The 16,218-nt window shown below is 45.8% G+C and carries 9 protein-coding genes; 6 read left to right on the top strand and 3 right to left on the bottom strand.

The genetic code is table 11. The annotated features are described in order from the left end of the window. Positions 1-162 precede the first annotated feature (162 nt). The 5 genes from MHB49_RS33800 (at position 163) to MHB49_RS33780 (ending at position 11,939) form a co-directional block, all read left to right on the top strand. The gene (locus MHB49_RS33800; RefSeq protein WP_405154556.1) at positions 163-6,573 is read left to right on the top strand and encodes a carboxypeptidase regulatory-like domain-containing protein; all 6,411 of its coding nucleotides are present in this window, start codon (positions 163-165) and stop codon (positions 6,571-6,573) included. Between the two features lie 19 nt (positions 6,574-6,592). Then, a complete protein-coding gene (locus MHB49_RS33795) occupies positions 6,593-7,369 on the top strand; it encodes a class B sortase (protein WP_405154555.1) in 777 nt (258 codons plus the stop codon). A 109-nt stretch (positions 7,370-7,478) separates the two neighbouring features. Then, entirely contained in the window at positions 7,479-7,601 is a 123-nt protein-coding gene (locus MHB49_RS33790; RefSeq protein WP_405154554.1) for a hypothetical protein, read from the top strand. A 416-nt stretch (positions 7,602-8,017) separates the two neighbouring features. Further along, the gene (gene budA, locus MHB49_RS33785) at positions 8,018-8,824 is read left to right on the top strand and encodes an acetolactate decarboxylase (protein ID WP_405154553.1); all 807 of its coding nucleotides are present in this window, start codon (positions 8,018-8,020) and stop codon (positions 8,822-8,824) included. 256 nt (positions 8,825-9,080) lie between these two features. Beyond that, on the top strand, positions 9,081-11,939 hold the full coding sequence (locus tag MHB49_RS33780; protein WP_405154552.1) for an S-layer homology domain-containing protein: 2,859 nt from the start codon (positions 9,081-9,083) through the stop codon (positions 11,937-11,939). A 467-nt stretch (positions 11,940-12,406) separates the two neighbouring features. Here MHB49_RS33780 and MHB49_RS33775 read toward each other — a convergent pair whose 3' ends face one another. Both MHB49_RS33775 and MHB49_RS33770 read right to left on the bottom strand, forming a co-directional pair. Next, positions 12,407-13,168: an SDR family oxidoreductase gene (locus tag MHB49_RS33775; RefSeq protein ID WP_405154551.1), complete on the bottom strand. Its 762-nt coding sequence runs from the start codon at positions 13,166-13,168 to the stop codon at positions 12,407-12,409. A 16-nt stretch (positions 13,169-13,184) separates the two neighbouring features. Then, a complete protein-coding gene (locus MHB49_RS33770) occupies positions 13,185-13,568 on the bottom strand; it encodes a MerR family transcriptional regulator (RefSeq protein WP_405154550.1) in 384 nt (127 codons plus the stop codon). Between the two features lie 255 nt (positions 13,569-13,823). Here MHB49_RS33770 and MHB49_RS33765 point away from each other — a divergent pair, with 255 nt between their 5' ends. After that, positions 13,824-15,041: an ATP-binding protein gene (locus tag MHB49_RS33765; RefSeq protein WP_405154549.1), complete on the top strand. Its 1,218-nt coding sequence runs from the start codon at positions 13,824-13,826 to the stop codon at positions 15,039-15,041. 223 nt (positions 15,042-15,264) lie between these two features. Here the strand turns inward: MHB49_RS33765 and MHB49_RS33760 are convergent, their stop codons facing one another. Beyond that, complete coding sequence (locus MHB49_RS33760) at positions 15,265-16,122, bottom strand: hypothetical protein (protein ID WP_405154548.1); 858 nt, start codon at positions 16,120-16,122, stop codon at positions 15,265-15,267. Positions 16,123-16,218 lie beyond the last annotated feature (96 nt).

The raw sequence follows: 16,218 nt of genomic DNA, 5'->3' as shown, positions 1-16,218 counted from the left end.
GTATGCCCACGGTACTTACCCGCCATCTGGAACTCCGCAAGATTTCGATGATGTAAGGGCCGCTGGGATCAAGCAAATAGCATATGTCTATTCGCTTGATTGTTATATTGGGTAGATGATCTTGCTATCGCCAAAAATTTCGGAAAAGGAGGAGATTTTGTATTGAAACGAAAACGCAGTGTGGTTAAAGCTGTGCTATCTTTCTGCCTAGCAGTTTTGCTTGTCTTGCAGACGGTGATGTTCTCTGTTCCTGCATATGCGGAGAGCGTGCCGGACGATTACGTGACGGCAGCAAGTGAAGCCGACTCGCCGAGTGCGGACGAACCGTCGTCGGTACCTGAGGCGGTGTACGATGCGCCGAACAATTTCGTAGTGATGGCAGCAGTCCCGACGGACAAAACGGCGGTGTTCATGGAAGCTAATTCAACCTTTCCGCTGAAGGTGACACAGGGAACTGACATTGCCCCAGGCGGTACGATTCAGGGCCGGCAGGCATTTACTCTCAAATCGGAAGGTCTCAAGGTACCAGTGAATGGTGACGACCCGAATCCGACTAATGCAGATCCCGGAAAATACATTCAAAAGGGTGACTGGATTGAGCTGAAAAGAGAAGACTACTTCAAGGAAGTGGTGCTGCCGACAGCTACCAAAACCTTGATGGCAACAACTGACTATGGTTTGAAACAGCTGGGCACCGCCTATTTCGCCCCGGACAGCATCAAGATTGTATTTAATGGCGATGATTCGTTTTTCAATGGTATTGGGGTAGCAGTTACCTTCGGCTTTGATACCACTGCCAATTCAGATTTGAATGGCATAGAATACGGCGATACAAAGCCTATCTCGATTTTCGGGGGAGCGTATGAGCTAAAGAACCCGGATGTTACGCCGGATTATAGTATCACGTTGGCTTCGCCAGGAATGATCAGGTGGGATCAGTATGGTTATCGCGGAATTCAACCCGCACAATTTGTTGAGGGAGCGATTGCTTGGGAGTCAACCGTGTCTTCATTCGATCAGTTTGATAAAACCATCAAATTGCCGCTAGACGGGAAGACATTTTACACGAATCCATCAACTTATAATACCGGCTCCTTTGGAAATGCCCGCGGTATTTATAAGGAGGATTCATTCAAAGTAAATGGTCAGAATGTAACTCCAGACATTGGGGCAGACGGATCGCTGTCCTACACTTTCCCACAGGGAACAGGTGTAGAACCAAAGGTTGAATACAAAACATGGATTCCAAAGGAAGCCTATTATTACGAGTACCGGAATCCACCAGGCAATCTTGGTCGCAGCTATCGGGATATGCAGGGCACAGTGGAACTGAGAGAGGACAGTAAATCCCTGAAATTGGCGGGTCAGGAAATCTCTTTTGCTCCCGACTGGATTCAAGCCAGCGCCTCGTATGACAATCCTAATGAAACAATCACATGGAAAGTCACTGTTAACCCGTATAACAAAAAAGGGTTAAAGAACTTTACCATCACCAATGTGTTACCTGCTGGGCTTGATTTATTATCAGCTGAATGGCAGACATGGGAGGATGGCGTAGCATCTGAGGTAAAACCAATTACACCGGATGCGAACAGCGTTTATTCCTTTGGGGATATTAACGGTAAAGTGGAACTGGTGATTAAGAGTAAGGTAACAAGCGGCTCCAACTTCAGAATCGACCCGCGTGCCAACTGGAATTTGGACACATCGGGCGGTATTCAGAACAATGATGTGGCAACTGGTTTAAGACCTGCCGCAGTGACCGACGAGGCAATCATGACGATCGGTGCGCATACTTTTACAAAAAGCGGATCTGTTTCAACGGAGGATTTCAACCTCGGCGCTATCACATGGACTGTCAATCTGACGCCACAGTATGCCCTGCCAAATGCGGTGGTATACGACGTGCTGGTGCATGGCGGGGATTTGAATGTTTTGAACAACGCTGTGGATGAAACGGGCGAGGTTAGTGCAGAAACCATTGCGAAAATCAAGACAAATGTTAATACTGCTCAGCTTTGGAAGCAGTATGATCCAGGAACCTTGAAGGGCGTAACGAATGCGAGCAGCTTGACTATGAAGGCTATTCCTTTGACGGTGAACGGAGAAGTCGTGGCAGATTTGATCAAGGTGACGGGATACACCGACCAAGCTGCATCCTTCAGATTCCGTGCACTTGAGACCAACCCGGATGTCCTCTTCAGACAGGATGTCAACACAGAGAAATCACGCTGGAATCGGGCGTTGCTCTTTGACGGAGAAGCCGTAAAAGCGGCGGATAATTGGATAAACCTTCATGTGCGTATGCTGAACAAGGATATGCTCTTTGCTTCGAAGCCATTGAAAGCAGATGGTACATTTGAAAATGTTAATCCAAATAACGTAAGTAGCTACATTAGAAACGACAACAATGAAGCGTGGACGATTTCTGGCTATGACAGGACAACCAAGACTGTTACATTCCGCTTAGGGGTGAATATGCCAGGATACAACACAGAAGAGATGGCTAAGGACGGTGGCAGCCGGGTAGTCAGCAATATCAAGCTGGTAGACACGCTGCCAGAAGGTTGGGAATTCGTTCCGTTTTCTGAGAGCAAAGATTTTGAGCTTTGGAAAGGCTTTTCAGACAACGGAGGAGGTACCGAATATGGTGTTAGAAACGACGCCAAAACAATGATTGACCCAGGCACTGATGCCCATGTGGTAAGCTTCTCCCATAGTGGAAACGTGGGAACGTTCACCTTCTCAAAATTGGAAAGTCCTTATGTCATTTTGGTCAAGGCGAGACCTTCCAATGAAGCTCTGGGGAAATATTTGGAGGAATACACGACCAACGGCACAGACAAGCAGGTGCTGTATAACAAAGCCGACCTTCATATGACATGGGGCGGAGTGGAGAAGATCCTCTCCGAACAACGCAAGATTATTGTACCTATTCAGACCCTGGGCAAGTCGGTAACGAAGCCAGTTCCAGGAGTGCTGGAATGGACGGTGAACTATACCCCGCCGTTTAACATGAAGCAGGGCGTTTACCTGCAGGATACCCTAGGTGCAGGCATGAATCTACGTTATGAAGAAAACGGAAAGCTTGTGCTGACAGCGCCTAGTATGGCAATCTATCCTGCTAAACTGACTGCCAGCGGAGCTATGGAACGAGAGGGTGCGGCACTGGATCTTAGCGATCCGAATGCTGAAGTTCAGGTAGAAGCTGCACCAGGCGCAGGAGGCACCACCGTTCTAAAATTCAAAATGAACGACCCTAACAAGTTTTACCAGTTTGTGTACCAAACAGAGGTTGATCCGTCTAAAGCGAAAGCCGGAGACAAACTGGGCAACGAGGTAAAGCTGAAGGGCGATGACAATTTGAAGTCTGTCAGTGCCAGAAGCGAAAGCACGCTGGACAATTCAGACGTAGCCGGCAGTTCAAGCTCCAATGCCCTGCTGCCTCTGAAAAAGGTAGATCCCAATGGCAATCCGCTAAAAGGCGTAGAGTTTACGCTCTATAAGAAGGATAGCGGAACTCAAATCGCCAAAGGAACAACCGATAGCGGAGGAAAACTTAATCTGCTATTCCCAGATCCAGGCTATTATGAGCTGAAGGAAACGTATATTGACACAAATACTTGGCTGCCTACTACAAGAGTTTATCAAGTATATGTAGGGAATACGCCCGGGAAGCCCATCTGGGTAGACGGCGTGAAAGTAACCTCTGACAATCCGCTGGTCGTGCCTACGCCGGCCCAAGGAAAACTGACCATTACCAATAAGGTGGAAGGAAACGGCAGCGATCCGGACAAAAAGTTTGAGTACACTGTGACTTTCACTGGTGAAGGCAAGGATGGAGAGTACACCTTTAAGAAGCCGGATAATACGTTTGGCGCGATTAAGAGCGGAGACAAGATTATCCTCAAGCACGGGCAATCTGTGACGCTCCCGACATTGCCCGCGGGTCTGGTTTATACCGTAACGGAGGCCGATTATACGACCGTTGACGGTTATACGACCATGCCGGAGACGAGAGAGCTGTCAGGCGAAATCGTGGATAAAGGCGACCACAAAGCAGATTTTGTCAACAAGCGATACGTTTACAATCTGACCGTCAGCAATACCGTAAACGGGGATGGCGCAGAACCGAACAAGCCATTCAAGTACACGGTGACCTTTGACGGTGCAGGAAAGGGTCAAACTTACAATTACGAGCATTCAGACGGCACGACGGGCACGGTCACATCCGGCGCCTCTTTCGAGCTCAAGCATGGTGAGACCTTTAAAATTAAGGATCTTCCCGACAATTTGAAGTATGATATCACCCAGAACGATTACAAGAACGATGGCTACGCGAGCACTCCTACACTGTCTGAAGAGGGAGTCATGGCGGGCGCCGATCGCAAGGCGGACTTTATTAATAAACGGACCGTCGGCAAGCTGACCGTCAGCAATACAGTCATGGGCAATGGTGGCGACAAGACGAAGGCGTTCGAGTACACCGTCCTCTTTGAGGATGCAGGCAAGGATGGAAGCTACGCTTACGAAAAGTCGGATGGTAGCAAAGGTACGATCAAGTCCGGCGAATCCTTCACACTCAAGGATGGAGAGACACTGGATATTTTGGGTCTGCCTAAGGATCTGAAATACACAGTTACCCAGAAAGACTACACAACCGATGAATACATGACTAATCCTCAGGAACGGTACCATACCGGAGTCATGGAAGGCACTGATGAAGATGCCCCGTTCACGAACATACGAGTCTTGAAGGGCGGCCTGCTCATTAGCAACACGGTTAAAGGTAAAGACGACGACAAGACAAAGCTGTTCAAGTACAAGGTCACCTTCACAGGCGAGGGATCGGAAGAATCCTACGCCTATGAGAAGTCGGACGGCACCAAGGGCATGATTAAGAGCGGAGAAACCTTCGAACTTACAGATGACCAGACGCTCGTTGTACAAGGACTTCCGACGTATCTCGAGTACAAGGTGACCCAGAACGATTATTCGGAAGACGGCTATGTGACCGATCCTGAAAGTTTCATTCACACAGGCACCATTCCGGAGAAGAAAGCGGCCGAAGCACACTTTGTCAATACCCGACCGTATCTGGAAGGCGTGCTGCGTGACAACAACACCGGCGAAGTCATTCCGAATGCGGACATCATCGTGACGAACAAGAAGACTAACGAACAGCAAACGATTCGGACGAATGAGAAGGGTGAATATTTTGTCCCAGCAGCAGCGGATACCGACTATACGATAACGTATACGAAGTTGTATCATGTAGGCGGGAAGGATGTCCCTGTCGAGTTCACGCAAAAAGCAACTGTGGATGGCAGCGTGACGGACGAGACCGTTCCGGCAGACATTACGGCGGTAGGGATCGTTCTGTTTAAGCAGTTGAATGGAACAAAAGAGCTGTTCAACGAATCATTTACCAGCCAGATGTATATCTATTTGAGAGACAAGGACGGCAATTATATCGGGGGGAACGACAATCCCAAGGCATTTCCGATGGCTTCGAATGGCACCTTCTCCATAGAAGACGAAGGGCTAAGCGAGCAGCAGTACACCATGGAAGTTCGCTATCAAACTGAGACTGGTGAGGAACTGCTCTTCAACGTGACGAAGCTGAACGTGAAAGCTGACGGAGAGTTGAATATTTCCGAGGCATTGGTCGACCCTTACGGTACGGTATATGATGAAACGACAGGAAATGCCACCACTGGCAAGAAAATTGAAGGAGCCACAGTTACCCTGTATTATGCGGATACGCAGCGAAATAGAGATAAAGGCCGCACTCCGAATACGAAAGTAACGCTTCCTCCGGTTCCGAATTTTGCGCCGCACGACAACAAGAGTCCGGAGCAGAATAGCGACGCAAATGGCTTCTATGCGTATATGGTGTTTCCTGAAGCGGATTACTATCTGATCGTAACGAAAGATGGATACGAGACGTACAAGAGTGACACGATTTCTGTCGATTTTGACATTGTCAGAAAAGACGTGCCAATGAAGCCGATAAACACCGGCGGTGTACCGGGCCCTGTTAACCCTGGACCAGGTCCGGTGGATCCGGGCCCTGTCAACCCTGGACCAGGTCCGGTGAATCCGGGCCCTGTTAACCCTGGACCAGGTCCGGTGAACCCAGGCCCTGTCAGCCCTGCACCGGAGCCGGTGAATCCAGGCCCTGTCAACCCTGCACCGGAGCCGGTGAATCCAGGTCCTGTTAACCCTACTCCAGAGCCGGTGAACCCAGGCCCTGTTAGCCCTGCACCAGAGCCGGTGAATCCAGGCCCTGTCAGCCCTGTTCCTGACCAACCGGGCAATTCCGAGCCTGGCAACGTCAACAATGGGACTAACAACATCGACAACGTGACGGATAACAATGACAACGGAGTTGGTAATGTCAGCGACTTAGCCGATAAGGGTGCGGGCAATGGAAATAACGAGCTGGACGATGCTCCGCAAACCGGAGACAACAGCGTATCGCCAATCCTCTATATGGTTTTGGCGCTGATGTCCTTGGTAACGATTGGGTTCTGTCTACTCGGCAACAAGAGGAAAAAGCACATCCAGTGACCGGAAAGGCGGTAAGAAAATGAGCAAAACTAAAAAATTTCTTATCGCCGTTTCCTCCCTTGTGTTGGTATTTTCCCTCGTTAATATGGCAAGAACCTTTCTGGGGGATTATGCCGAGAAACAGAAAATCGAAGAACTGACAAAGGTTTGGGAGGAAGGGTCAGACAAAGGCGGAGGGGATGCATTCCCCTCCCTTTTGTTCAATAAGGCGAATGAGCCGGTCATGCTTCCCGAATTTCGAGAGCTTTACGAGAGGAACTCGGACATCGCCGGCTGGCTGAAGATTGACGGCACCCGAATTGAGTACCCGGTCATGCAAAATCCACAGGATGCGGAGTACTATCTCAATCATGATTTCGATAAAAAGGAAAACAAAGGCGGCCTCCCCTTTTTGGACGAGCATAGTCGGGCCAGCGGTTCGGACATTTTGCTGATTCATGGACACCACATGAAGAGCGGCTGGATGTTTAAAGATTTAATGAAGTACAAGAGCGAAAGCTTTTATAAAGAGCATGCTACGTTCCAGTTCAGCACGCTTTACGAGAAGGAAGAGTATGAGATTGTTGCCGTTATTCTGTCAGAAGTTTATCGCAAATCGGACGACGTTTTTAAATACTACCAGATTGAGAATGTAAGTACGCCCGCCGAATTCGATTCTTATGTTCAGAACATCAAAAAACTCGCGCTGTATGACACGGGCGTAACAGCCCAACATGGCGACAAGCTTATTGTATTGTCCACGTGCGAGTACTCGACCGAAAATGGTCGGTTAGCAGTGATCGCCCGAAAGCGTTAATGACGATGGTTGAAACACGAAATCAATCTGCTTCATATCGCGTTCTCCCCTTGGAGGACGCGATTTTTTTTGCCTCCAAAACGCTGTGGGTTATATCCTTGTCCTTACGATGCCCCTCTCGAAGAATAAAACGACGGTAACCGAGCAGATTGAAGGTCTTAACTTTGAAATGTATTATGGAACGGCAGAACATACAATTGAGGAGATTTGGATCCCGGCGAAGAAGAAATAACCTTTTTTCTCCATATATTTCTCATAGGGAGTTACCATTACAGAGAACGCAATAACATTGTGGACTTACATTTCTTGAACAAGATAATTGAGACTACATATCCAAAGTGATTTTGAAAAGTGGCTACGGAAATAGATTTTACAAAAGTCAATCGATATATATGGGGAGTCAATCCGAGAACAAAGTTTTGCAAGAAATCACCCTAAATCATCATGCGCCAAACCATTCCTCTAAAATTAAGGAGAAAATTTCCGATAAAGGTAGTGTGCCCTTTTGGGGAGTACCTCGATAAAGCATTTCTAATGGACTGTATAAAGCGGAAAACGGCATCATGCAATTTAAACTTGGATAGTTAATGAAGAATTCTCTCGGGAATCTTTCAATCTACTATAAATTTTGTCTTTTGGAGGTAGTTTATGAAGAAGAAGCTCACTGCACTATCCGTTTATCTCCTCACAGCATTGTTGGTGTTTTCCACTGTTGCCTATGCGGCTGCAGAGAACAACGGCCGCGATCAGGGCAAGTTGTTCCAATACTCCACGATCAATGCGGTTATGCAGGGCCAGTATGACGGCGAAATGACCTTGAAAGAACTCAATACGCATGGAGATATGGGGCTGGGAACGCTTAATGGTCTCGACGGCGAATTGATTCAATTGGACAACAAGTTCTATCAAGTTAACAGCAAAGGTCAAGTGAAAGAGTTGAAGGGGAATGTGAAAACTCCTTTTGCAGTCACCACTAAATTTGATTCAGAAAAGACAGTGACTCTATCCAACGTAAAAGACTTTCAAGATTTCTCCGAAAAGCTCAAGACAAAATTCGACAACAAGAATTACTTCTATGCGATCAAAATACATGGTAAATTCGACTCTATTAAAAATAGGTCCGTCCCGAAGCAGACGCGTCCTTATCCACCTCTGACGGAGGTTACCCCGCATCAAACCGTCTTCGAGGAGAAGAATGTGGAAGGTACCATTATCGGTTTCTATACTCCGAATTATGCTTCAACCATTCAAGTTCCGGGGTTCCATATGCATTTTCTTTCGGATGATAAGACGAAAGGCGGTCATATCCTCGACGTGAAGTTTGACAGCGCAAAAGTTGAAATCCAACAGCTGTCTGAGTTCGACCTAGTGCTTCCTGACACGGCAGATTTTGCAAATGCAGATCTCACGAAAACGACTGTTGAAGATATCGAAGAAGCTGAAAGAGGCAAATAAGGCGTAGATTGTAGAGATTTTGTAAAGTTCCTTTTGTTATGATCACATTTGTCGAAAGAAAGTGAATTGTATCGAGATATGGGGGACGAGTACGAAAGCGGAATAAAATAAGAACGATCGTTGTACTCCAGCGAGTGCAGAGGCGCTTGAGTAGATGTAATAGACAAATTTCCCAAGAAGAGAGGAGAACCTGCTATACAGAAGAAATCTGCAAATATAGAATTTCTATATGCTTTCGTTAGCAGGTAAACAATATATGAAATTAAAAAATCGAAGAATGCTATCTGCTCTATTGGCAATCGTTATGGTATTGACGATGCTGCCTTTTTATCCGTCAGAAGTAAAAGCTGCGGCAACACCAACTCTTGATCTTGGTGATCCTATTAGTGTAACCGAAACAACCTATCAGCTATCAAATGCTACGTTTGGAAGCACGGGTGTCGTGAATGCAGCGGGTGGATACTTTACCGTAGAGGTAAATAATGGTTCTATTGCTGTTGTAACTCCTCCGAGTGGTATTACCGAGTTGACTAATGGCATAACAATCAGTGGCATTGTTACTGACCAATCTACACCTACAAGTAGAGTATTCAATTTTTCAAGTAGTAATACGTATGAAGACATTCAAGATGTTATTCAAAATATGACATTTACACAAGTTCCGGGGCAAACCCAAAGGGTCACAGTAAATGTAACCCCAGGGGTACCATTGGCCGATGGGAAAACATCGGTTCGTACCTACAATGGACGCCATTTTGCCTATGTGCAAAGATTGAGCACCATGACTTTTAAAGATGCTGTGACGATTGCAACGAACAATAACGGACATCTTGTAGAGCCAGCACCAGCTAATCCTGGAGAAATGTTTGCGATTGCCAGTATGTTTAAAGAGTTTAAAAACCCCTTTTCGGGAAACTGGAACTTTTTATCCTTTATAGGCGCCACTAAAACTTACACACCTAATTGGGACACTTCTATTGGTACCGTGACAAGGTATGTATCAACGGGTTGGCAAACAGGTCTTGAGTCAACGACTAATTATGTGTCTAATGGAGATTACGACCATCTTACACTTCTGCTAGACACGAGTAATAATAAAGTAGGTTACTTAGCCGTAAATAATACACACGGTGGCAGCAGCGCATGGAAAGATCCGGGAGTTATTGTCGAGTATAATTCCGGTGTCATTACCAACATCACTGCCACCAAAGATATACAAGCGAACGAAGTTGTGGCTCCGGCAGCACCGGTAGAAGTTAGCAAAACAGCAACAAGCATTACGTTGCAAGCCATCACGGGTCAGGAATACAGCATAGACGGCGGCGTGACTTGGCAGGATAGCCCGACGTTCAGCGGATTGACGCCGGATACGGACTATACAATTGTAACCCGTGTGAAAGCGACAGCGACGAAGCCAGCGTCTGCTATCAGCACAGGAACATCCATTCGTACAGCGACTAAGTACGCAGATTTGGACGGTTTGACGCTGTCGAGCGGCACGTTAAGCCCGGCGTTTTCGACAGACACGACAAACTATGCAACAAGCGTGTCGAACGGTGTGAGTGACACGACAGTAACGGCTACAGTATATGATTCTAATTATGCTACAGTGACGGCGAGCGTGTACGATAGCGAAGGCACATTGGTAAAAGGTCCGATTACGTTGACGAGTGGCGTCGCTTCCGAATCGCTTCCGCTTAGCGTAGGCATCAACAAGATCAAGGTGGTTGTGACGGCGCAGGACGGCACGACGCAAACGTACATCATAACGGTTACGCGTGCCCCTCGTGATGACTCCGGCACGCCCGGAAGTCAGACACCAACACCTGTACCAACAACGTCTTCACCAACAACACCAGCACCTGCTCCGGCTTCAGGCGTGAAAACAACTGTGAACAATGAAGAGGGCAGCTTTGCTACGGGCAGAACGGCAAACAACGTTACGACCGTTGAGATTGATCAAGATAAACTATCGGATTATCTCTCCAAAGGCAACGGACAGCAATTGAATGTGCGTGTGCCTGGCGACGGTGAAGTCAAGGTTGTGGGTCTGACCGCAGCAACACTGAAGCAGTTGTCCGATACCGGCTCCACGCTGAACATCGAGAACCTGCTTGCTATTTATCCGGTTCCAAGTAAACAACTGGATCTGGGTTCGATCACCAAACAATGGAACGGCGCGTCGCTTGGCGAAATTGCAGTCGATATGGATATCAAGAGATCGTCTGACGCATTGAAAGATGCAGCAAAGGATCAGGCGACCAAAGGCGGCTACGATCTGCTGGTTAACCCGGTCGATCTATCGATCAACTTCACGTACAAAGGCCAATCTGTTAAACCGGATCAACTGACGGGCTACGCGCCTCGCTATATCGCATTGCCTGAAGGCATTGATCCGAACAAAATTACGACTGGCGTCATTGTTAATCCGGACGGTACCGTGTTCCATGTGCCGACAGTTGTAACGAAAATCAACAACCGTTACTTTGCACTGATCAACGACCTGCGCAGCCAGGGCAGCTACTCAGTCATCTGGAATCCGCAAAACTTTGATGATGTGAAGAGCCACTGGGCACAAGCGAGTGTCAATAATATTGCAGCCAGACTGCAGCTTGAAGGTACAGGCAACAATACCTTCTCCCCGAATCGCAGTATCGACCGTTCGGAATTTGCCACGATTGTGGCAAGCGGACTTGGCTTAATGCGCCAAGGTGTAACCAACACGCCGTATAGCGACGTAGCACCGTCGAGTTGGTACCATGATGCTGTAGCGATTACCAGCCAATATGACATTATCAAAGGATTTGCAGATGGTGGTTTCCACGGTAGCGAACGGATTACAAGAGAGCAAGGCATCGCCATGATCGCCCGTTCCCTTCATCTCATTCAGTCGCAAAAGGCGCTGAGCGAAGTGGAAATCAGTCAGATTCTGGCTTCTTACAGCGATACAGACCAAATCTCCGGATATGCCCGGGAGTCGGTAGCCCAGTTGATTAAGGCTGGCATCCTGCAAGGGACCGGAGGACAGCAGTTGAACCCGAAAGCGGCGATGACGCGTGCGGAAACAGCTGTTATGGTTGAAAGACTGTTGAAAGTTACAAAATTGATCGACTAGTATTAACGATTAGGAGGGGGCTGACAGCCCCCTCCTTTTTGCGTCTCACAATACTGGCTGTTACTTCCCTTTTTCTTCCTAATTGATTGCCGGGATATTTGCCAAGCTCCGTACAAACACGGTTTTATTCCGTGCGTACGCCATCGTTCTGGCTTTGTATTTAGGCGTGCTGCTAGCTATCATCTGTTTTCCGCAGCACTTCAGCAACTCCCAAGAAAACGCCAAACTAAACCAGCAGTTAAGGATGGAGTTTCACTGATGCATTGCACGACGTTAGATGAGGTTAAACGAGAAATTAAAGCATAGATTAAAAAGGATGACCCCTGTAGAGTACAGAGATCACCTTCTTCAAGCCATGTAGGTCTTTTTTTAGAAATGTCCTTTACATAGGGTACAGTTTATATTTGGAGTGGCCTTTATGTTACTATACAGCGCTGTTCAATAGGAGCACGTGGCTCGTATGCGATTTATTCAATGAGATCTTTCGTTGCGTTATACATGCTTTCTGCGTATTTGTCGACTTCATCTCGGGACATCCGTAAGCGAGCAACAGAAGTGCCGTACCCAATTTCTTGATGACCCTCTTGTAATCCTTCGAAAATTCCATCTGCAAAATCATCCAATGGTTCTCCATGCGTATGCAGTCCTGCTCCACCAAGGTCGGTACTTACTGCCGGAGGAGCAACTTCAATGACCTCTACAGATGTATCCGAAAGCTGGTGTCTCAGACTGATTGTAAAGGAGTGAAGGGCCGCCTTGGTTGCTGAATAGATCGGAGCAATGGCAAACGGCGTGAAGGCCAACCCGGAAGTGACGTTAATTATCGTCGCCTCTTCTTTGGTTGCAAAATAAGGAGCGAATAGCATGGATAGATGAAATGGAGCTTCAATATTCGTAGTAATTTCTTTATTGAAATAACTCCAATCGTTCTTCGCATCCGTTGTCAGCATATTAAAACGTTGTTGGATACCGGCATTGTTGACTAACACATTCACTTCCGGATAGTTCGTGGTTACCCAATCAAACAGTGCTGCACGCTCGGATTCCATATTCAGATCATTCACATACGTAATAAGGCCAGGGTGTGTTTCTTTCGCATGTTGAAGTACATCCGCACGTCGCCCAGTAACAATGACTGTATTTCCGGCGCTTAAGAAGCGCTCTGCAAATGCTAATCCGATCCCAGAACCTCCGCCTGTAATGAGTACTGTATTTCCTGAAAGTTTCATTATATGATCTCTCCTTCTAGTCCTCGTCTTGGTTACTTTCCTGTATCTGATGGGTGTAACGTGTGATTTTGAATTCAATTCCCTTTAGGGATTCCTGCATGATCAAAATCTCATCCAGTACAGCCTGCTTGTGTTTTTGCATCATTTCAAGCCTGGCCTCGAGCGTACGATTGCCTTCTACGATCCAATCTATATATTGCTTAATTTGACTAATGGGCATATGCGTGTTTTTTAAACAAACAAGGGTTTCCAATAGTGCCATCTGGTTTTCTGAAAATAACCGCCTCCCAGCATCATCCCGTTCGATTAAAGGCAGAAGCCCTTTTTTTTCATAATAACGTAATGTTGAGTCTGGAATATTCAATTGGGCTGAAGCTTCGCTAATAGAAAAATACTTCATGTTGGAGACCTCCAAATGGGTGCTAACTCTGTCGACAGGAATAGCATACGACTTAAACCATGGTTTAAGTCAATGAGGTAAATAATATATATTTGTATGTAATTAGCTTGTTGGGCTGTATGCGAGTAGACCTATGGCGGGTTTATGTTGCCGGGAATTAATTATTTCAAATTTTGATATTCTGCCGCTAGTTAAATGAGATACAATGCTATATACATACCGAAGGTGTCGACATTAATTTAAAGTGGTGAGTGGATGAAAGAACTGTACAGCAAGGTGAACCGACAGACATATTATATTTCCATGTTAACAATCATCACTCTTATGGTATCTGGATTAATAATATCGACGACAGAATTAAACGGGATCACATTGGGATATGTTATTCATTTTTCGTGTGTGGCTTTTCTATCCGTTTGTCTGTTGATCTATCCAAAGCATGAGAACTATGTGTTCAGAAAGATCATTATCCTATTTGGTTTTGCTTATTTCTATACCCTGTTTTTCTTATACCCGGAGACCTGGACTACATACATTCTGATTTGTCTGATTCCTTCACTTGCCATTCTGTTTTTTGATTTAAAACTGTTTTATTTCTCCATCATTCTGAATGGATTTTTAATTTCAGCTACCTTTGGCTACATCATCCTGATTGATCAAGGTAATATATATTCGTATTTACATCATGACATCCTAGGGAACCTCATTAATATTATAGCGAGTCAGGTATTATTATTTCTTATTTTCCATTTATCCTTTAATCGTATGAAAAAGCAGCAGCTCTATCATGAGCAATTACAACAATCGGAGCGTTTAAAGATGATAGCCCATTTGACAGCAGCGGTTGCACATGAGATTAGAAACCCAGTCACCGTTGTTCGAGGTTTTTTGCAGTTATACAGAGAAGATCCTGCATTTGATGATTCAATTAAAAACAAGTTCAAATTAATGATGGACGAGTTAAATACCGTTGAACAGATTACCTCACAGTTTCTAACCCTTTCCAAGCCTAATCAGGATCAGAAGCCGGAAAAAGTCAATGTGAAGGATACTCTTCAGAGTGTCACAGGTTTGCTCCGTTCCTATGCGATGTTATCTGATAATCAGCTGAATATCGAGGCAGAGGAGAATTGCTTCATTTTTATTAATCCAATCGAATTTAAGCAGCTGCTGATGAATTTAATTAAAAACGCTTTGGAAGCATCAAATATGGGTAAGCCCGTCACTGTGATTGCCAAGAGAAATCAACATTGTATCGAGATCAAAATCATGGATGAAGGGAGCGGAATGTCGGAAGATGAGGTGAAGTCGCTCGGTACACCGTTCTATTCATTAAAAAGTAATGGAACCGGTCTAGGATTAATGGTCTGTTTTAATATTGTAGAGAAATATGACGGGGAAATTCATTATGAGAGTATGAAAGGTGTAGGAACAACCGCTACGATTCGATTCTTGGCTACGGATGGGAAGTGAAGGATATACAAAGGGCAAGTTAGCGTCAGTCGTGACAACGAGCTAGCTTGCCCTTTTAAGGTTAAGCTACAACCGGATCGGATACTCGGTGACCTTGAAATAATTGACATAATATCCCTGAATTAATATATGACCGTCACTGAGAATCAATTCTGGGCATATACAGCATTCTTATCTTGATTCTCAGTGACATGCTGATCAATCATTTTGGTAAACATGTCCTTTATTGAATGGATTTCGTCATTGCCAAGGTTCGCATAAATGCTTCTATATTGTCTGTCAGAAAATCGCTATTTTCTAACCCAGCATGGGCAATCACGTTTTTAATATCTTGGAAAAACTCAGACAAGCTGGAAGTAGAGGCTTTTTCGAATCTGTTCTCCACAGCGATATTCCCTTTCGATTTGGCTACGTCCTCTTTGTATTCCTTCAACCAGTCCTGATTAGTCGATACATTTTTGGCGAAACTCTGCAGGATGCTGTTCCAGTCTTTTCCGTTCACAATTGCATCCTGGAGCTTGTCCAGCGTTTTCGGTTCAAATTTCTTCATCATATAATTTAGATCGATATAATCATCTGGAGCCCCAACAGGTCTCTGAGGAGGAGTCTCGTAATGGATTTCTTTCGTCTCAGGATCTACCGTTTTGGTTGTGGAGATGGCGGCGATTTGACGAATCGTATTCATGAATTCCGTCGCTTGATCCCCTTTCATATAGTTATCCGCGATATACTTTGCTTGAGTGAGACCTAATTCCAGCAATGCTGATCTGTCTTCTTCCCCGGTTACATTAGTGATGAGATTGGATTGAATGATGCCATAGACAGCTTCCCTCACTTCCGAGGGTTGATCTGTGAGCAGGCGATTCAATGAATCGTTAATTTGAACGGTTCCAAAATATGTAGCGGCATGATTAACAATATCGGATGCTGCTAACTGCCTGGAAGCTGGACTGATCTCCACTGTGTCGTTGTTATGTGACAGTTCGGGTATCGTGCCTGTGACCAAAGATGGCTTATCCGTGCGTTGTTTCGATTGAATGTAGGCATTGAGGTCAAACTGAGTCGTACTTTGAACTTTCATAATTAACCCCCCTATTCGTTTGATGTATTCCAGTAATTCACTTCTCTTCATACTATCGGAATATTATTCCATATTTTTAATATGATTGGACAAAAA

This window comes from Paenibacillus sp. FSL K6-0108 (assembly GCF_045040695.1).
GTDB classification, from domain to species: Bacteria; Bacillota; Bacilli; order Paenibacillales; family Paenibacillaceae; genus Paenibacillus; species Paenibacillus pabuli_B.
Note: the sequence above shows the minus strand (reverse complement) of the source record. Positions and strands in the feature narration are given on the sequence as shown.

Coding starts and splice junctions, on each gene's coding strand:
- MHB49_RS33795 (WP_405154555.1), top strand. CDS start 6,593: ATGAGCAAAACTAAAAAATTTCTTATCGCCGTTTCCTCCCTTGTGTTG.
- MHB49_RS33790 (WP_405154554.1), top strand. CDS start 7,479: ATGCCCCTCTCGAAGAATAAAACGACGGTAACCGAGCAGATTGAAGGT.
- budA (WP_405154553.1), top strand. CDS start 8,018: ATGAAGAAGAAGCTCACTGCACTATCCGTTTATCTCCTCACAGCATTG.
- MHB49_RS33780 (WP_405154552.1), top strand. CDS start 9,081: ATGAAATTAAAAAATCGAAGAATGCTATCTGCTCTATTGGCAATCGTT.
- MHB49_RS33775 (WP_405154551.1), bottom strand. CDS start 13,168: ATGAAACTTTCAGGAAATACAGTACTCATTACAGGCGGAGGTTCTGGG.
- MHB49_RS33770 (WP_405154550.1), bottom strand. CDS start 13,568: ATGAAGTATTTTTCTATTAGCGAAGCTTCAGCCCAATTGAATATTCCA.
- MHB49_RS33765 (WP_405154549.1), top strand. CDS start 13,824: ATGAAAGAACTGTACAGCAAGGTGAACCGACAGACATATTATATTTCC.
- MHB49_RS33760 (WP_405154548.1), bottom strand. CDS start 16,122: ATGAAAGTTCAAAGTACGACTCAGTTTGACCTCAATGCCTACATTCAA.